Below are 16,615 nucleotides of genomic sequence, written 5' to 3'. Positions count from 1 at the left end.
ATTCCGACCCGTTTCCATGATCCTCCTGGCCTCCAACGAAAACCCCCTCGGCATGCCCGACTCGGCCCGCCGCGCGGCCGCCGCCGCGCTCGTAGGCGCTGGCAACTACCCCGACAGCAACGGCACCGCGCTGAAGAACGCGCTGGCCGCGCGGCTCGACGTGCCGGCCGACTGGCTCACGCTGGGCAGCGGATCGAGCGAAATCCTCCATCTTGCGGCGCAGGTCAGCCTGAAGCCCGGCGAGGGCGTCGTCTATTCGCAGTACGGCTTCGTCGTCTACGCGCAGGCCACGGCGCAGGCCCATGCGCACGCAACTGTCGTGCCCTCGCTCAACTTCGGCCACGACCTGGGCGCCATGCGCGCTGCCATTGGCGACGACACGAAGCTGGTGTTCGTGGCCAACCCGAACAACCCGACCGGCACTTTCATCGATGCTGCGCCGCTGCTGGCATTTCTGCAATCGGTGCCCGCGCACGTGACGGTGCTGCTCGACGAGGCCTACACCGAGTACCTGTCGCCTGCGCAGCGCTACGACAGCATCGGGTGGGTGCGGCGCCTGCCCAACCTGATCGTGGCGCGCACTTTCTCCAAGGCCTTCGGCCTGGCCGGGCTGCGCATCGGATACGGCGTGTCGCAGCCGGCGCTTACGGCGCGCATGAACGCGCACCGCCCGCGCTTCAACGTGACGACACCGGCGCAGGCCGCGGCGGTGGCCGCGCTGGGCGATGCGGACTTCCTCGCGCGCACTTATGAGCTCAACACGGCCGGGCGCGACCAGCTCGCTGCGGGCTTCAAGGAACTGGGCCTCGAGTACGTTCCCTCGTCGGGCAATTTCCTGATGGTGCAGGTCGGCGACGCGCAGGCCGTGCATGCGCGCCTGTTGGCGGCCGGCATCGAGGTTTCGCTGCTCGGCAACTACGGCCTGCCGCAGTGGCTGCGCATCAGCATCGGCCTGCCCGAGCAGAACCGCGCGGTGCTGGCCGCGCTGCGCTGAGCAGGGCGGCACTCCTTTTTCAACAACGCCCCGAGGAGACAAGACCATGAAACGCCGTCAGTTCGCAGCGCAGTCCGCTGCCGCCTTTGCCGTCTCGGCCGCTGCGCCGCTGGTGTTCGCGCAGCAAGACCGCACGGTGCGGATCCTGGTCGGCTTTCCGCCGGGCGGCTCGGCGGACGTGGTGGCGCGGGTGCTCGCCGAGAAGATGCGCGTATCGCTCGGGCAGAACGTCATCATCGACAACAAGCCCGGCGCGGCCGGCCGGCTCGCGCTGGGCGAACTCAGGCGCGCGGCGCCGGACGGCACCACGCTGGTGTTCTCGCCGAGCGGCGCGATGGTGATCCATCCGTGGCTCTACTCGAACCTCGGCTACGACCCGGCGAAGGACTTCGCGCCGATCGCGCTCGGCTGCACCTTCGACTTCGCGGTGACGGCCGGGCCCGGCGCGCCCGCCGGCGACCTGAAGACGGTGCTGGCGTGGATGAAGGCCAACCCGGCAAAGGCCAACTACGCCACCTCGGGCGCGGGCACGGTGCCGCACTTTGCCGGACAACTGATCGCCCAGGCGGCCGGCGTGTCGATGACGCACGTGGCCTACCGCGGTGGCGCGCCGGCTGCACAAGACCTGATCGGCGGCCAGGTGCCGCTGATGGTCGACACGGCCTCGGAAACCATCGAGCACCACCGCGCCGGCAAGGTCCGCATCCTCGCGGTGACGGGCGAGCAGCGCAGCCGCGCGCTGCCCGACGTGCCGACGCTGAAGGAGTCGGGCATCAACGTGACGGCCGACGCGTTCTTCGGCCTCTATGGCCCGCCGGGGATGTCGCCTGAAGTGGTCGCACGGATCGACAAGGCCGTGGCCGATGCGCTGCGCATGCCCGACGTGCAGGAGAAGATCTATTCGCTGGGGCTGGTGCCCGCGCATGCCGGGCCGAGCGAACTCGCGGCCATCCAGTCGGCGCATCTGAAGCGCTGGGAAATGCCGATCAAGAACTCGGGCTTCAAGGCCGAGTCCTGATCGCTCAGACCTGTCCGCCGAGCTCCCGCGCTGCAGCCTGCACTGGCTCGATGTAGCGCTCGTCGTAGCGGTGCGTGGGCATGGTCAGCGTGACTGCCGCGGCAAGGCTGCCGTCCGCATGGAACACCGGCGCCGAGATGCCCGCCAGTTCGGCCGTGCGGTCGCCCACCAGCGCGCAGTAGCCCTGCGCGCGAATGCCGTCGTACAGCTTGCGTTCCTTCGTGCCACGCGGCTGTTCGGCCTCCGGGCCGAAGGCGATCAGCACGCGCGCACCCGCGCCCCGGTCGTTGGGCAGCAGGTCGCCAACGCGCACGTGGTCTCGCACCACGTGCGATGAATCGACCCGGAACTGGCACAGGCGCACCCAGCTGTCGCCCTGGTCCTGTCGCACGTGGTACGCCGCGCTTTCGCCCGTTGTTGCAGCGAGCGAACGCAGCACCGGCAGCACGATGCGGTCGAGCGACTGCGACGCCGCGTACAGCCCGTGCAGCCGCGCGATCTCCATGCCCAGCGCATAGCGCCCGTCGTCCTGCCGGCGGATGAGCCGCGCATGTTCGAGCGAGGCCAGCAGCCGCAGCACGGTGCTCTTGTAGAGCTGCGTGCGCTCGGCGAACTGCGCGAGCGACAGCGCCTCGTCGCCCGGCTGAAAGGCCGAGAGCAGGCTCAGCGCGCGGTCGACCGCCGCCGCGCCGCCAGGGGCGGCATTGAGGTCGGACACGGATTCGGTCTGGGCTTTGCGGGGCATGAGGAGGAGGAGGGAGGGAATGGGTCGGCTTGACAGTCGGGTGGATCGACGGTCTAATTCTGTTTAACGGAATATAGTTCTGCAAGATAGAACAGTCAAGCGATTCCACGATTCCATCGAAGGAGACAAGTCCGATGACACCCCCCGACGTCCTCATCAGCGAGGTCGGCCCGCGCGACGGCCTTCAGTCGGTCAAGGCCACGATGTCCACGGCCGACAAGCTGCGCTGGATCGACGCGCTCTACGCCGCCGGCATCCGCGAGATCGAGGTCGCGTCCTTCGTGCCCGCGAAGCTGCTGCCGCAGATGGCCGACGCCGCCGAGGTGGTGCGCCACGCCGTCACGCTGCCCGGCCTCACCGTGATGGCACTGGTGCCCAATCGCAAGGGCGCGCAGGCCGCGCTCGAAGCCGGCGTGCACAAGCTCACGATGCCGGTGTCGGCCAGCGTGGCGCACTCGCTGGCCAACGTGCGCAAGACACCGACCGAAATGGTCGAGGAGGTGCGCGCCATTTCCGATCTGCGCCGCGCCATTGCGCCGCATGTGAAGCTCGAAGCCGGCATCTCCACCGCCTTCGGCTGCACGTTGCAGGGCCTGGTGCCCGAAGACGACGTGATCCGCCTGGCCGCGCAATGCATGGAGGCCGGCGCCGACGAATCGGGCCTGTCCGACACCGTGGGCTACGCCAACCCCGCGCAGGTGCGCCGCCTCTTCAAGCGGCTGCGCGCGGAGATCGGCAGGCACGCCGGTGCGGCCCACATGCACAACACGCGCGGACTTGGCATCGCCAACTGCCTCGCGGCTTGGGACGAGGGCGTGCGTACCTTCGATGCATCGCTCGGCGGTCTCGGCGGCTGCCCTTATGCGCCGGGCGCCTCGGGCAATGCCGTTACCGAAGACCTTGTGTTCATGTTCGAGGCCATGGGCGTGCGCACCGGCATCGACATCCAGAAACTCATTGCGGCGCGCGCGCCGCTCATGGCCGGCCTGCCGGGCGAGCCGGTCTACGGCATGACGCCGGAAGCCGGATTGCCCAAGGGCTTCGTCCAGGAACACACCGCACAACATGTCTGAAGCCAATCCTCTTCCTTATGCCGGCGTCCGCGTCGTCGAGTTCACCCACATGGTCATGGGCCCGACCTGCGGCCTGCTGCTGGCCGACCTCGGCGCCGAGGTCATCAAGGTCGAGCCCATCGAGGGCGACAACACGCGCCGCCTGCTCGGCTCGGGCTCGGGCTTCTTCCCGACCTTCAACCGCAACAAGAAGAGCATCGCGCTCGACCTGAAGAAGCCCGAGGGCGTGGAGGCTGCGCTGCGCCTCATCGCCACCGCCGACATCGTCAGCGAGAACTTCAAGCCCGGCACCATGAAGAAGCTGGGGCTCGACTACGACACGCTCAGCAAGCTCAACCCGCGCCTCGTCTACGTGAGCCACAAGGGCTTTCTGCCCGGCCCGTACGACCACCGCACCGCGCTCGACGAAGTGGTGCAGATGATGGGCGGCCTTGCCTACATGACGGGCCGCTCGGGCGACCCGCTGCGCGCGGGCACCAGCGTGAACGACATCATGGGCGGCATGTTCGGCGCCATCGGCGCGATGGCAGCGCTGCGCCAGCGCGACCTCACCGGCAAGGGCTGCGAAGTGCAGTCCGCGCTGTTCGAGAACAACGTGTTCCTGGTCGCGCAGCACATGATGCAGTTCGCCGCCACCGGCAAGGCGGCCGACCCGATGCCCAGCCGCATCTCGGCCTGGGCTGTGTACGACGTGTTCACCGTGAAGGACGGCGAGCAGATCTTCCTGGCGGCAGTGAGCGACAAGCAGTGGGCCATCTTCTGCAAGGCCTTCGGCCTGGAGGACATGCTGGCCGACCCGCGCCTGAAGACCAACAACGACCGCGTGCTGGCGCGCGAATGGATGATGCCCATCCTGCGCTCGCACCTCGCGAACCACAGCGCGGCCGAGCTCAGCGCGGTGTTCGAGCAGAACGAGCTGCCCTTCGCGCCCATCACCAAGCCGCAGGAGCTGTTCGACGACCCGCACCTGAACGCCACCGGCGGCCTTGCGCCGGTGCGCATGAACGACGGCAGCACGGCCAAGGTGCCGCTGATGCCGTTCACGCTGGGAGGCGAACGGCCCGGCATCCGGCTGCAGCCGCCGCACGTCGGCGAGCACAGCCGCGAGCTGCTGAAAGAAGTGGGCTACAGCGACGAAGAAATCGCCGCGCTCGAAACACAACACATCACCCTCGGAGATTGACCCCATGTTTTTCATCACACGGCGCGCCTTGCTGGCGTGCGCCGCGGCCGCCGCATGCCTGAACGCCGCTCCCGCCCTTGCCGACACGGCCTGGCCCGACAAGCCCGTGCGTCTCGTCGTGCCCTACACGCCCGGCGGCGCCACCGACATCGTGGCGCGCCTCATCGCGCAGAAGCTCGTCGACGACACCAAGTGGACCTTCATCGTCGACAACCGCGCGGGCGGCAACGGCAACATCGGCATGGACGTGGTCGCCAAGTCCAAGCCCGACGGCTACACCATCGGCTTGGGCCAGACCGCCAACCTCGCGATCAACCCGACGCTGTTCCCCAAGATGCCCTACGACGCGCTGAAGGACCTGGTGCCGGTGTCGGTCGTGGCCTCGCAGCCCGTGGTGCTGGTGGTGCGCGCGGACGCGCCGTACAAGTCGCTGGCCGATCTGGTCGCGGCCGCCAAGGCCAAGCCCGGCGAGATCAAGCAGGCGCTTGCCGGCACCGGCACGCTGGGCCACATGGCCGGCGAGGTGCTCGCGAAGCGCGCGGGCTTTCAGGTGCTCAACGTGCCGTACAAGGGCGCCGCGCCGGCCATCACCGACCTGCTCGGCGGCCAGACCGACTACATGTTCGCCACGCCGCAGGGCGCGCTCGCCATGGTCAAGGGCGGCAAGCTGCGCGCGCTGGCCGTCACCTCGGCCAAGCGCCTGCCGGTGATGCCCGAGGTGCCGACCGTGGGCGAGAGCTACAAGGGCTTCGAGGCGGTGGACTGGAAGGCGCTCGTGGTGCCGGCCGGCACGCCCGCCGATATCGTGAAGAAGCTCAGTGCCGCCGTCGACAAGGCGCTGGCCAAGCCCGCGACCATCTCGCAGTTGCTGGCCGAAGGCAGCACGCCCGTAGGCGGCAGTCCGGAGCAGGCGGCGCAGTACGTCAAGGCCGAGCATGCGCGCTGGGGCGCGGCGGTGCGCGAGGCGGGCGTGCGGCCCGAATAGGCGCCTTCCAGCTAACCAATAAACCGGCGGGCGATATAGTTTCCGCCCCATGGACCGCCTCAAGCAGCTCGAATCCTTCGTCTCGGTCGCGACCCGCGGCGGTCTCACGGCCGCGGCCAAGGCCGAGGGCGTGGCGCCCGCGATCATGGGGCGCCGGCTCGATGCGCTGGAAGAGCGCCTGGGCGTCAAGCTGCTGGTGCGCACCACGCGGCGCATCACGCTCACGCACGAGGGCAGCGCATTTCTCGAGGATTGCCAGCGCCTGCTGACCGAATTCGCCAACGCAGAAGCCAGCGTGAGTGCCGGCGGCATCAAGGCCAGCGGCCACCTGCGCGTAACGGCGCCGGCCGGCTTCGGCCGCCGCCACGTCGCGCCGCTGGTGCCGCGCTTTCATGCGCTGCATCCGGAAGTGACGATCTCGCTGAACCTCAGCGACCGCGTGGTCGACGTCACCGGCGAGAGCTTCGATTGCGCGGTGCGCGTGGGCGACCTGCCCGATTCATCGCTCGTGAGCGTGCGGCTCGCCGACAACCGCCGCCGCTGCGTGGCCACGCCCGAGTTCGTGCGCCGCCACGGCATGCCCAAGCACCCGGGCGAGCTCTCGCGCTTTGCCTGCCTCACGCTGTCGAGCGATGCCTCGCAGACGCGCGGCTGGGCGTTTCGCATCGTCAACGAGGAAGGCAACCAGGAACTGATCCACCTGCGCCCCAGCGGCCCGCTCGATTGCTCCGACGGCCAGGTGCTGCACGACTGGTGCCTGGCCGGCCACGGCATTGCCTGGCGCAGCACCTGGGAGGTCGAGGCCGAGATCGATGCCGGCCTGCTCGTGCCCCTGCTCGACGAATTCGCCGCGCCGCCCAACGGCATCTACGCGGTGTTCGCGGGCGCCAAGCACCTGCCGCTGCGGGTGCGACTGTGGCTTGATTTCCTCAAGGAGCAATACGGCAACCCGGAATTCTGGGGTGGAAGGGCCTGAGGCGCATCGACGGCGTCACAATCTGTTTGCATTTGCAACCCCACTCGGAAGAAAGCCATCGATGACGCTCGAAGCCATCCTCGCGTACCTGCACTTGCTTGCCATCCTCACGATGGTTGTCTTCATTTCCAGCGAAGCGGCGCTATGCCGCGTGCAGTGGCTCAACGCCGCAGTGGTCGAGCGGCTGGCCAAGGTCGACATGGTCTACGGCATTGCCGCCATCGCGGTGCTCGCCACGGGCATCGCGCGCACCTGGTGGGGCGTGAAGGGCACGGCCTGGTACTGGACCAACCCGCTGCTGCACGTGAAGCTGGGGCTGTTCATCATCGTGGGCGTGCTCTCGATCTTCCCGACGCTCACCTACTTCCGCTGGCGCAAGACGCTGCGCGCCACCGGCAAGCTGCCGGCCGAGGCCGACATCAAGAAAACGCGCAAGCTGGTGATGGTGCAGGCGCACCTTATAGCGCTGATTCCGCTGGTAGCGGTGTTCCTGGCACGCGGCTTCGGCAAGTAAGCCCGGCATGGGACACCCCGGCATCCAGCTTCTGTTTGCCGGAACCATCTTCAGCAGCGCGTTCCTGCTGTTCCTGGTCCAGCCGCTGATCGCGAAGCAGATTCTTCCGTGGTTCGGCGGCTCGGCCGCGGTGTGGTCGATCTGCATGGTGTTCTTCCAGGTGGTGCTGCTGGCGGGGTACGCGTATTCCGACTGGGTCACGCGCCATCTGCGCATGCGGGCGCAGGCCGTGCTGCATGTGGCGCTGCTGCTCGCGAGCCTGGCGTTTCTTCCGATCGTGGTGAGCGCGAACTGGAAGCCGACGGGCACCGAAGACCCGGCCTGGCGCATCCTGGGGCTGCTGTTCGGCACCATCGGCCTGCCGTATTTCCTGCTCTCGACCACCGGGCCGCTGGTGCAGTCATGGGTAGCGTGCACGCCGTGGGGCGCGCAGGTGTACCGCTATTTCTCGCTGTCGAACCTGGCCTCGCTGCTGTCGCTGCTGAGCTATCCCGTGCTGATCGAGCCGCGCAGCACGCTGCTGCAGCAGGCGCACGGATGGTCGTGGGGCTACGCCGCCTTCGTGGTGCTGTGTGCCGGCACGACGCTGTACATGGCGCGGCGATTGACGGCCGAGGTAGTGCCGCAGCAGTCATCGCCGGGCCAGGCCGCCCAGGTTGTCGTGGAGGACAAGCCGCCGCGCGTCGCCGACTACCTGCTGTGGCTCGCGCTGCCGGCGCTGGCGTCGTGGCTGCTGCTGGCCGTGACGAACCACATCACCCAGAACGTTGCCGCGGTGCCATTCCTTTGGGTGCTGCCGCTGTCGCTGTACCTGCTGACTTTCGTCCTGTGCTTCGAGAGCGACCGCTGGTACAGGCGCGGCGTGTTCCTGCCGTTGGCGGCCGTCATGCTGCTGCTGTGCGCCTTCGGCCTGCAGCACCACATCGGCGCCGAGGTCCGCATTGCGCTGCCGCTGTATGTGTCGGGGCTGTTCGTGCTGTGCATGTTCCTGCACGGCGAAACCGCGAAGCTGCGGCCGGAGCCGCGCTACCTCACGCGCTTCTATCTGATGATGTCGCTCGGCGGGGCGCTGGGTGGGGTGACGGTCGGGCTGGTCGCGCCGCATGTGCTGGTGGCCTACTACGAGCTGGGGCTCGGCCTGATGCTGACCGCGCTGGCGGCGGCGGCCGTGCTGCGCCAGCGGGTGTGGCTGCGGGTCTGCTGCGTGGTGCTGGCCGCCTGCTGCACGCTCTTCCTGCTGCTGCAGGTCGGCAGCGACCGGTCGGGCGCGCGCAGCCTGCAGCGCAATTTCTATGGGGCGCTGCTGGTCTACGACACGACGGGCGATCCTCCGTCCGACAACGTGCGCCAGCTGGCGCATGGGTCGATCAAGCACGGCTCGCAGTTCCTGGACCCGGAGCGTCGGCACGAGCCCACCACCTACTACGGCGAAACCTCCGGCATCGGCCGCGCGATCGACTCTGCGCCGGCCGCGCCGCGCCGCGTGGGCCTGATCGGACTGGGTGCGGGCACGCTCGCGACCTATGGCCGCAGCGGCGACGTCTACCGCTTCTACGATATCAATCCGCAGGTGTTCGCGCTGGCGGACAAGGAGTTCAGTTTCCTGCGCGACAGCGAAGCGCGCATCGAACGCGTGCTCGGCGATGCCCGGCTGGCGCTGGAGCGAGAGCCGGCGCAGGGTTTCGACGTGCTCGCGGTCGACGCCTTTTCAGGGGACTCGGTGCCGGTTCACCTTCTCACGGCCGAGGCGATGGACGTGTACCTGCGGCACATGAAGCCCGACGGCGTGATCGCCTTTCACGTGACCAACCGGTTCCTGGCGCTCGCTCCCGTGATCGCCAAAGTGGCCGAGGCCCGGGGACTGCACGCGGTGCTGGTGCACGACGAGGCTGAGCAGTCCGACTGGCTGCACCGTACCGACTGGGTGCTGGTCGCGCGCGATCCGCAGGTGCTGGCGCGCGAGCTGATACGGGAGGCCGCGACGCCGATCGCCACGAAGCCGGGCCAGCGGCCCTGGACCGACGACTTCAACAACCTGCTGGGCGTGCTGAAGTAGCGTGGTGCGTTGGCGCGGCCATGAAAAAGGCCCGCACGTGGCGGGCCTCTTTTCACAATTGTTAGCGCAGCGTGGCTTCAGGCCTTGGCGTCTTTCTCGCACTTCTTCATGAAGCTGTTCTTGGCGGCGCCGGCCAGTGCCTTGCCGTTCTTGTCGACGGCCTTGGCGGCGCAGGCGGGAGCAGCTGCAGCCTTGGTGTCCTTCTCGCACTTCTTGATGGAGCTGGCCTTGGCCGCGCCAGCGAGGGCCTTGCCGTTCTTGTCCACAGCCTTGGATTCGCAGCTTGCGCCGGCGGCGGCGGGTGCAGCAGCGGCGGCGGGGGCTGGTGCCGGGGTGGCGGCCTTGTCTTGAGCCTGTGCGGCGCCGAAGGAAAGACAGGCGCCGAGTGCGAGCAGGGAAAGGAGCTTCTTCATGGTGATGTGTCCTTGCAAGGTTGGGTTGTGACAGGAGCCCCGCCTTGGGGCCGACCATCCTAACGGGCCAAGCCAACAATCGGATGACCATCGTCAACTGCACCCGGGTTTGCCCCCGGTAAAATTCCCGGATGCTATTGGTCAAACAGGAGCTGCTCGCGGCGCTCGCGAACACGCTCGAATCCTTCTCGCCCGGCGCTGGCTCCAAAGCCGCGTTCGAGTCGCCCAAGGTGGCTGCGCATGGCGATTTCGCCAGCACGGCCGCCATGCAGCTCGCCAAACCGCTGGGGCGCAAGCCCCGCGAACTGGCCGAGCAACTGAGCGCTGCGCTGCTCGCCACCCCCGCTTTCGGCCAATGGGTCGAGGCCATCGAGATCGCCGGGCCCGGCTTTCTCAACATCCGCCTGAAGACGACGGCCAAGCAGCAGATCGTGCGCGAGGTGCTGTCGGCCGGGAATACTTTCGGGCAACAGCCCGCCACCGGCGAAAAGGTGCTGGTCGAGTTCGTCTCGGCCAACCCGACCGGCCCGCTGCACGTCGGCCACGGCCGCCAGGCGGCACTGGGCGACGCCATCTGCAACCTGCGCGCCTCGCAGGGCGAAAGCGTCTGGCGCGAGTACTACTACAACGACGCCGGCGTGCAGATCCAGACGCTGGCCACCAGCACACAGCTGCGCGCCCGCGGCTTCAAGCCCGGCGACGCCGAATGGCCCAGCGGCGAGAAGGCCCCTGCCTATAACGGCGACTACATCGCCGACATCGCCGAAGACTTCAAGGCGAAGAAGACCGTCAAGTCGGAAGACCGCGAAGTCACCGCCAGCGGAAACATCGACGATATCGACGCGATCCGCGAGTTCGCCGTGGCCTATCTGCGCCGCGAGCAAGACCTCGACCTGCAGGCCTTCCGCGTTCATTTCGACCAGTACTACCTGGAGTCCAGCCTCTATACCAGCGGCCGCGTCGAAGCTGCCGTGCAGAAGCTCGTGGCCGCCGGCAAGACCTACGAACAAGACGGCGCGCTGTGGCTGAAGTCGACCGACTACGGCGACGACAAGGACCGCGTGATGAAGAAGCAGGACGGCACGTACACGTACTTCGTGCCCGACGTCGCGTATCACATCGCCAAGTGGGAGCGCGGCTTCCACAAGGTCATCAACATCCAGGGCACCGACCACCACGGCACCATCGCCCGGGTGCGCGCCGGCCTGCAGGCGGCGGGCGAAGGCATTCCCGAGGGCTACCCCGACTATGTGCTGCACACCATGGTGCGCGTCATGAAGGGCGGCGAAGAGGTCAAGATCAGCAAGCGCGCCGGCAGCTACGTCACGCTGCGCGACCTGATCGAGTGGACCAGCACCGATGCCATCCGCTTCTTCCTGCTCAGCCGCAAGCCCGACACCGAATACACCTTCGACGTCGACCTCGCGGTGACGAAAAACAACGACAACCCGGTTTATTACGTGCAGTACGCGCATGCGCGCATCTGCTCGGTGCTGGCCGGCTGGGGCGGCGACGCGGCCACGTTGAAGGACGTCGACCTGTCGCCGCTCGAAAGCCCGGCGGCCCAGGCGCTGATGCTGCTGCTGGCCAAGTACCCGGCCATGCTGACGGCTGCGTCGAAGGACTTCGCCCCGCACGACGTCACGTTCTACCTGCGCGAGCTGGCCGCCAGCTACCACAGCTACTACGACGCCGAGCGCATCCTGGTCGACGACGAAAAGGTCAAGCTGGCCCGCCTGGCGCTGGTCGCCGCGACCGCGCAGGTGCTGCACAATGGCCTCGCGATTCTCGGCGTCAGTGCGCCGAGCAAGATGTGAACCTCCTCACCATGAAGAAGACAACCAGACAACGCGGCAACATCGTCATCGGCCTGATCATCGGGCTGGTGCTCGGCCTGGGCGTCGCGCTGGGCATCGCGGTCTATGTGACCAAGGTGCCGATCCCGTTCGTGACCAAGACGCAGCGCGGCGGCGCCGAGCAGGACGAGGCCGAAGCCCGCAAGAACCGCGACTGGGACCCGAACGCGCCGCTGGCCGGCAAGGCAGGCGCTGCCAAGCCGGCGCCCGCACCTACCGGCCCGGTCAACCCCGTCACCGGCGAGCCGGCCACCACCGCCGTGGCCCCTGCCACCGCCCCGCCCACGACCGCACCGCCGGTGCCCGTGGTGGTGGCGCCCAAGCCGCCGCGCCCTGCGCCGGTGCCGGCCGAAGCCAATGCCCTGCCGCCGTCGAACGATCCGCTGGGCGACCTGGCCCGGGCGCGCTCGGGCGGCGGCGCCAGCTCCGGCAGCACGACCACCGCGTCGGCCGCACCGAGCAGCAACAGCAATGCCGGCAGCAGCAGTTCGGGCCCCGATCCGTTCATGTACTTCGTGCAGGCCGGCGCCTTCCGCACCACCGACGACGCCGAGGCCCAGCGCGCCAAGCTGTCGCTGATGGGCGTCGAGGCCAAGGTCACCGAGCGCGAGCAGGCGGGCCGCACCGTCTACCGCGTGCGCGCGGGCCCCTTCAACAAGAAGGACGACGCCGACCGCCTCAAGGAGCGGCTCGACGGCGGCGGCATGGATTCGGCGCTGGTTCGCGTGCAGCGCTGACCCGGCAGCCGACACAAATAGCCCCTAAGCTTCGCCGCGCGGCGTTTGCCGCCACCATCCACTGCCTCGGGCGCGCCGGATGAGGGGGAACTCCCCGCCGCGCGCCGGCTCAGTCTGCCGTAACAACTGGAGAGCTCTTTCAATGAAACGTCGTGACTTTTCGCTGGCCGCCACTTCGCTCGGGCTGCTGTCCCTGGCTGCCAACCCGGCCCACGCCCAGGCGCGTGCGCCCAAGGCCGGCACCGAGTACCTGGTGCTCGACAAGCGCGTGCCGGTCGACGCGCCCGCCGGCAAGATCGAGGTGGTCGAGTTCTTCTCGTACAACTGCCCGCATTGCAACGACTTCGAGCCGGCGCTGGAAGCCTGGATCAAGACGGTGCCCAAGGAAGTCGCCTTCCGCCGCATCCCCGTGCCTTTCGTGGGCAACGACGTCGAAGCCAAGCAGCGCCTGTACTACGCGCTCGAGGCGATGGGCAAGGTCGACGAATATCAGCCGAAGGTGTTCAACGCGATCCACGCGCAGCGCCAGAACGTGAACGGCGACGCCAACATCATTGCCTGGGCCGCCGCCAACGGCCTGGACGGCGCCAAGTTCAAGGAAGTCTTCACCTCCTTCGGCGTGGCCAGCAAGGCCAAGCGCGCCTCGCAAATGACCGACGCCTACAAGGTGGCTGGCGTGCCGGCAATGGCCGTGGCCGGCCGCTGGTATGTGGATGGCGAAACCGCCGGCAACATGACCAAAGTGCTTCAGGTCGTGAACTATCTGATCGGCGAAGCGAAGAAGGGCTGACCCCCCAGGATCGCGGTCCGGCGGAGCCGGTTCCGCGGTGTTCCAGGAAGAAAGTCAAGCCCGCATCGGCGGGCTTTTTCATCTGTGCGTGCGGGGCTGACGCAATCAGCCGCATACAATGCCGAGCAAGTTTCGTGCCTCTATGACATTGCACTCTCACCCCACCACTCCCTTCCTTCGTCGCATCGGCCGCCTGGCCGCCGGCGCGCTGTTGCTGGCCGGCCTTGCCTCGGGCGCACTGGCCGAAACCGCCGACCGCACCAAGCCGATGAACATCGAGTCGGACTCGATGCGCTACGACGACCTGAAGCAGACCAGCGTGTTCACCGGTAACGTGCTCGTTACGAAGGGCACGATCATCATCCGCGGCGCACGCATGGATGTACGCCAGGACCCCGAGGGCTACCAGTACGGCGTGGTCACGGCGGCACCGGGCAAGCGGGCCTACTACAAGCAGAAACGCAATGCGCCCGACGAGTGGATCGAGGGCGAGTCGGAAGTCATCGAGTACGACAGCCGCGCCGACAACGTCAAGTTCATCCGCAACGCCACCATGCGCCGCCTGCTCGGCGCTACGCCGAACGACGAGAGCCAGGGCGCGCTGATCGTCTACGACCAGAGCAACGACACCTACACGGTCAACGGTTCCACCGTGCCGCCGAACACCGCCGTCAACGCGTCCACCCCGGGCGGGCGCGTCAAGACCATCCTGACCCCCAAGGCCGCCACCGCACCGGCAGCCGGTGCCTCGGCTCCGGCCGGCGCGAAGGCGGCGCCGCCGGCGCCCACGCCCGCACCCGGCAAGGGCCTGCGCCAGAGCACCACGCTCAGTGACCAGGGAGAAACCCGCAAGTGATCGAAACCGCAGGAACGCAGGACGCCAACGGCGCACCGGGCAGCCGCCTGATCGCGCGCGGCCTGAAGAAGAGCTACGGCAGCCGCACGGTCGTGAAAGACGTCTCGCTCGACGTGCAGAAGGGCGAAGTCGTCGGGTTGCTCGGGCCGAACGGCGCGGGCAAGACCACCTCGTTCTACATGATCGTGGGCCTGGTGCGCGCCGACGCGGGCGACATCAGCATCGACGGCGAGCCCATCGCCCACATGCCGATCCACCGCCGCGCCCGCATGGGCCTGAGCTACCTGCCGCAGGAAGCCTCGATCTTCCGCAAGCTCACGGTCGAGGAAAACGTGCGCGCCGTGCTCGAGCTCCAGAGCGAGCCCGACGAGAACGGCAAGATGGCGCCGCTGTCGAAGCAGCACATGGACGAGCGCCTGGCCGAGCTGCTGGCCGACCTGCGCGTCGACCACCTGCGCGATTCGCCCGCGCTCGCGCTGTCGGGCGGCGAGCGCCGCCGCGTCGAAATTGCGCGTGCGCTGGCTACGCAGCCGCGCTTCATCCTGCTGGACGAGCCCTTCGCCGGCATCGACCCGATCGCGGTGATCGAGATCCAGCGGATCATCAGTTTCCTGAAGGAGCGCGGCATCGGCGTGCTCATCACCGACCACAACGTGCGTGAAACGCTGGGCATCTGCGATCACGCTTTCATCATCAGCGACGGGCATGTGCTGGCACAAGGCACACCCTCGGAGATCGTCGACAACGCCGAAGTACGCAGGGTGTACTTGGGCGAACACTTCCGCATGTAAGGGCGGGAGCGGTTCCCATGAAGCAAGGGCTATCCCTTCGCGTCTCGCAGCATCTGGCGTTGACGCCACAGCTGCAGCAGTCGATCAGGCTGCTTCAACTCTCCACGCTCGAACTGAGCCAGGAGGTGGAGCAGATGCTCGACGAGAACCCGTTCCTCGAGCGCACGGCTGAAGAAGCGGCGCGCGAGGAATTCGGGCTCGACACGGCCGATGCCCCGGTGCCGCGCGACGACGGCGGCGATAGCGGCGACGGCGAAAGCGACTTCGCTTCGCCCGCCGCCAGCGCGTCCACTGCTTCCACCGAAACCAGCACCACCACCACGGCCGACACCGACGGCCCCGCTGCCGAGATCACCGAGCGCGAGCCCGACTGGGAAGGCGACGGCACCGTCGACATGGCGCCCGACGACAGCGAATGGGGCAGCGATGCGCCCGCGCGCCAGAACAACCTCGGCGACGACGAACGTGCCGACGCCACCGAACTCGCGCGCAGCCAGGAGTCGCTGCAGTCCTTCCTGCATCGCCAGGCGCTGAGCCTGCGCCTGAACGAGAACGACAGCGCCGCGCTGCGCTTTCTCATCGAATCGCTCAACGACGACGGCTACCTAGAAGACTCGCTGCCCGCACTGGCCTCGGGCCTGGCCGGCGACGACAACGACCAGTTCGACGACCTCGTGCATCACTTTCAGGTGGCGCTCGGCCTGCTGCAAAGCCTGGAACCCGCCGGCGTCGGCGCGCGCGACCTCGGCGAATGCCTGGGCATCCAGCTGCGCGCCCTGGCCCGCGAGGACGAGACCGACGAGGAAGAACTGGTCCGCAAGACCGCCATTGCCATCTGCAAGCAGCCAATGGAGCTGCTCGCGCGCCGCGACTTCAAGCGCCTGGCCACGCTCACCCGCAGCAACGAGGAGCTGGTGCGCTCGGCGTTGCAGATCATCGCGCGGCTCGAGCCGAAGCCGGGCCGGCGCTTCGTCGACGTCGAGCGCAACATCGTCATTCCCGACGTGATCGTCACCAAGACGGGCCGCGGCACCAATGTGAAGTTCCGCGTCATGCTGAACCCCGAGGTGATGCCGCGCCTGCGCGTGCACGACATCTATGCCGGCGCACTCAAGTCGCACAAGGGCGAAGGCAGCCAGGCGCTGTCGCAGCGGCTGCAGGAGGCGCGCTGGTTCATCAAGAACATCCAGCAGCGCTTCGACACCATCCTGCGCGTGAGCAACGCTATCGTCGAGCGGCAGAAGAGCTACTTCGTGCACGGCGAACTCGCGATGCGTCCACTGGTGCTGCGCGAGATTGCCGACGAGCTGGGCCTGCACGAATCGACCATCTCGCGCGTGACCACCGCCAAGTACATGGCCACGCCCTTCGGCACGGTCGAGCTCAAGTACTTCTTCGGCTCGGCGCTGGGCACCGAGACCGGCGGCAATGCGTCGAGCACCGCGGTGCGCGCGCTGATCAAGCAGTTCGTCAGCTCCGAGAGCATCAAGAAGCCGCTGTCGGACAGCCAGATTTCAGAGATGCTGAAAGAGCAGGGCATCGAGTGCGCGCGCCGCACCGTGGCCAAGTACCGCGAGGCGCTGCGCATCGCGCCCGCCAACCTTCGCAAGGCCCTGTAGAAAGCCACC

Annotated in this window: 16 protein-coding genes; 14 read left to right on the top strand and 2 right to left on the bottom strand. The window is 67.9% G+C overall.

Features of this window, described 5'->3' with window-relative positions; translation table 11 throughout:
* Positions 1-16 precede the first annotated feature (16 nt).
* Positions 17-994, top strand: coding sequence for a histidinol-phosphate transaminase (gene hisC, locus AC07O3_RS21305; protein ID WP_495340281.1), 978 nt, complete (start codon positions 17-19; stop codon positions 992-994).
* Positions 995-1,040: 46 nt separating this feature from the next.
* Positions 1,041-2,012 carry a Bug family tripartite tricarboxylate transporter substrate binding protein gene (locus AC07O3_RS21300; RefSeq protein WP_495340280.1) on the top strand — a complete coding sequence of 324 codons (972 nt, stop codon included), beginning with the start codon at positions 1,041-1,043 and terminating at the stop codon, positions 2,010-2,012.
* Positions 2,013-2,016: 4 nt separating this feature from the next.
* On the opposite strand, the gene AC07O3_RS21295 is transcribed toward AC07O3_RS21300, so the two are convergent.
* Positions 2,017-2,757, bottom strand: a complete 741-nt coding sequence (locus AC07O3_RS21295; RefSeq protein ID WP_495340279.1) for an IclR family transcriptional regulator — start codon at positions 2,755-2,757, stop codon at positions 2,017-2,019.
* Positions 2,758-2,891: 134 nt separating this feature from the next.
* On the opposite strand from AC07O3_RS21295, the gene AC07O3_RS21290 reads away from it, so the two are divergent.
* The 6 genes from AC07O3_RS21290 to AC07O3_RS21265 all read left to right on the top strand — a co-directional run bounded on the left by AC07O3_RS21290 (position 2,892) and on the right by AC07O3_RS21265 (position 9,544).
* The gene (locus tag AC07O3_RS21290) at positions 2,892-3,830 is read left to right on the top strand and encodes a hydroxymethylglutaryl-CoA lyase (protein WP_495340278.1); all 939 of its coding nucleotides are present in this window, start codon (positions 2,892-2,894) and stop codon (positions 3,828-3,830) included.
* Complete coding sequence (locus AC07O3_RS21285) at positions 3,823-5,013, top strand: CaiB/BaiF CoA transferase family protein (RefSeq protein ID WP_307615331.1); 1,191 nt, start codon at positions 3,823-3,825, stop codon at positions 5,011-5,013. The genes AC07O3_RS21290 and AC07O3_RS21285 overlap by 8 nt, the downstream gene beginning before the upstream one ends.
* A 4-nt stretch (positions 5,014-5,017) precedes the next feature.
* Positions 5,018-5,998 carry a Bug family tripartite tricarboxylate transporter substrate binding protein gene (locus AC07O3_RS21280; protein ID WP_495340277.1) on the top strand — a complete coding sequence of 327 codons (981 nt, stop codon included), beginning with the start codon at positions 5,018-5,020 and terminating at the stop codon, positions 5,996-5,998.
* A gap of 49 nt (positions 5,999-6,047) precedes the next feature.
* A complete protein-coding gene (locus tag AC07O3_RS21275; RefSeq protein WP_354337108.1) occupies positions 6,048-6,974 on the top strand; it encodes a LysR family transcriptional regulator in 927 nt (308 codons plus the stop codon).
* 61 nt (positions 6,975-7,035) lie between these two features.
* Positions 7,036-7,488, top strand: coding sequence for a DUF2214 family protein (locus AC07O3_RS21270; protein ID WP_093054094.1), 453 nt, complete (start codon positions 7,036-7,038; stop codon positions 7,486-7,488).
* 7 nt (positions 7,489-7,495) lie between these two features.
* Positions 7,496-9,544 carry a spermidine synthase gene (locus AC07O3_RS21265; protein WP_495340276.1) on the top strand — a complete coding sequence of 683 codons (2,049 nt, stop codon included), beginning with the start codon at positions 7,496-7,498 and terminating at the stop codon, positions 9,542-9,544.
* Positions 9,545-9,621: 77 nt separating this feature from the next.
* Here AC07O3_RS21265 and AC07O3_RS21260 read toward each other — a convergent pair whose 3' ends face one another.
* The gene (locus AC07O3_RS21260) at positions 9,622-9,957 is read right to left on the bottom strand and encodes a hypothetical protein (RefSeq protein ID WP_097200437.1); all 336 of its coding nucleotides are present in this window, start codon (positions 9,955-9,957) and stop codon (positions 9,622-9,624) included.
* A 131-nt stretch (positions 9,958-10,088) separates the two neighbouring features.
* Here AC07O3_RS21260 and argS point away from each other — a divergent pair, with 131 nt between their 5' ends.
* The 6 genes from argS to rpoN all read left to right on the top strand — a co-directional run bounded on the left by argS (position 10,089) and on the right by rpoN (position 16,606).
* Complete coding sequence (gene argS / locus AC07O3_RS21255) at positions 10,089-11,774, top strand: arginine--tRNA ligase (RefSeq protein ID WP_093175169.1); 1,686 nt, start codon at positions 10,089-10,091, stop codon at positions 11,772-11,774.
* A gap of 11 nt (positions 11,775-11,785) precedes the next feature.
* Entirely contained in the window at positions 11,786-12,550 is a 765-nt protein-coding gene (locus tag AC07O3_RS21250; protein ID WP_093175654.1) for an SPOR domain-containing protein, read from the top strand.
* A 142-nt stretch (positions 12,551-12,692) separates the two neighbouring features.
* A complete protein-coding gene (locus tag AC07O3_RS21245) occupies positions 12,693-13,340 on the top strand; it encodes a thiol:disulfide interchange protein DsbA/DsbL (RefSeq protein ID WP_093054102.1) in 648 nt (215 codons plus the stop codon).
* 142 nt (positions 13,341-13,482) lie between these two features.
* A complete protein-coding gene (gene lptA / locus AC07O3_RS21240; RefSeq protein ID WP_307615326.1) occupies positions 13,483-14,196 on the top strand; it encodes a lipopolysaccharide transport periplasmic protein LptA in 714 nt (237 codons plus the stop codon).
* Positions 14,193-14,987, top strand: a complete 795-nt coding sequence (gene lptB / locus AC07O3_RS21235) for an LPS export ABC transporter ATP-binding protein (protein ID WP_093054106.1) — start codon at positions 14,193-14,195, stop codon at positions 14,985-14,987. Before lptA ends, lptB begins: the two co-directional genes overlap by 4 nt.
* Positions 14,988-15,004: 17 nt before the next feature.
* Entirely contained in the window at positions 15,005-16,606 is a 1,602-nt protein-coding gene (gene rpoN / locus AC07O3_RS21230; protein WP_093077007.1) for an RNA polymerase factor sigma-54, read from the top strand.
* Positions 16,607-16,615: the final 9 nt, after the last annotated feature.

The sequence above is a fragment of the Variovorax sp. GW821-FHT09D05 genome, assembly GCF_059416325.1.
The sequence above is the reverse complement of the archived record's forward strand: the minus strand, read 5'-3'. Positions and strand labels throughout refer to the sequence as shown.

Excerpts from the sequence above, each read along its gene's own strand:
- hisC (WP_495340281.1), top strand. The coding sequence starts at position 17 with ATGATCCTCCTGGCCTCCAACGAAAACCCCCTCGGCATGCCCGACTCG.
- AC07O3_RS21300 (WP_495340280.1), top strand. The coding sequence starts at position 1,041 with ATGAAACGCCGTCAGTTCGCAGCGCAGTCCGCTGCCGCCTTTGCCGTC.
- AC07O3_RS21295 (WP_495340279.1), bottom strand. The coding sequence starts at position 2,757 with ATGCCCCGCAAAGCCCAGACCGAATCCGTGTCCGACCTCAATGCCGCC.
- AC07O3_RS21290 (WP_495340278.1), top strand. The coding sequence starts at position 2,892 with ATGACACCCCCCGACGTCCTCATCAGCGAGGTCGGCCCGCGCGACGGC.
- AC07O3_RS21285 (WP_307615331.1), top strand. The coding sequence starts at position 3,823 with ATGTCTGAAGCCAATCCTCTTCCTTATGCCGGCGTCCGCGTCGTCGAG.
- AC07O3_RS21280 (WP_495340277.1), top strand. The coding sequence starts at position 5,018 with ATGTTTTTCATCACACGGCGCGCCTTGCTGGCGTGCGCCGCGGCCGCC.
- AC07O3_RS21275 (WP_354337108.1), top strand. The coding sequence starts at position 6,048 with ATGGACCGCCTCAAGCAGCTCGAATCCTTCGTCTCGGTCGCGACCCGC.
- AC07O3_RS21270 (WP_093054094.1), top strand. The coding sequence starts at position 7,036 with ATGACGCTCGAAGCCATCCTCGCGTACCTGCACTTGCTTGCCATCCTC.
- AC07O3_RS21265 (WP_495340276.1), top strand. The coding sequence starts at position 7,496 with ATGGGACACCCCGGCATCCAGCTTCTGTTTGCCGGAACCATCTTCAGC.
- AC07O3_RS21260 (WP_097200437.1), bottom strand. The coding sequence starts at position 9,957 with ATGAAGAAGCTCCTTTCCCTGCTCGCACTCGGCGCCTGTCTTTCCTTC.
- argS (WP_093175169.1), top strand. The coding sequence starts at position 10,089 with ATGCTATTGGTCAAACAGGAGCTGCTCGCGGCGCTCGCGAACACGCTC.
- AC07O3_RS21250 (WP_093175654.1), top strand. The coding sequence starts at position 11,786 with ATGAAGAAGACAACCAGACAACGCGGCAACATCGTCATCGGCCTGATC.
- AC07O3_RS21245 (WP_093054102.1), top strand. The coding sequence starts at position 12,693 with ATGAAACGTCGTGACTTTTCGCTGGCCGCCACTTCGCTCGGGCTGCTG.
- lptA (WP_307615326.1), top strand. The coding sequence starts at position 13,483 with ATGACATTGCACTCTCACCCCACCACTCCCTTCCTTCGTCGCATCGGC.
- rpoN (WP_093077007.1), top strand. The coding sequence starts at position 15,005 with ATGAAGCAAGGGCTATCCCTTCGCGTCTCGCAGCATCTGGCGTTGACG.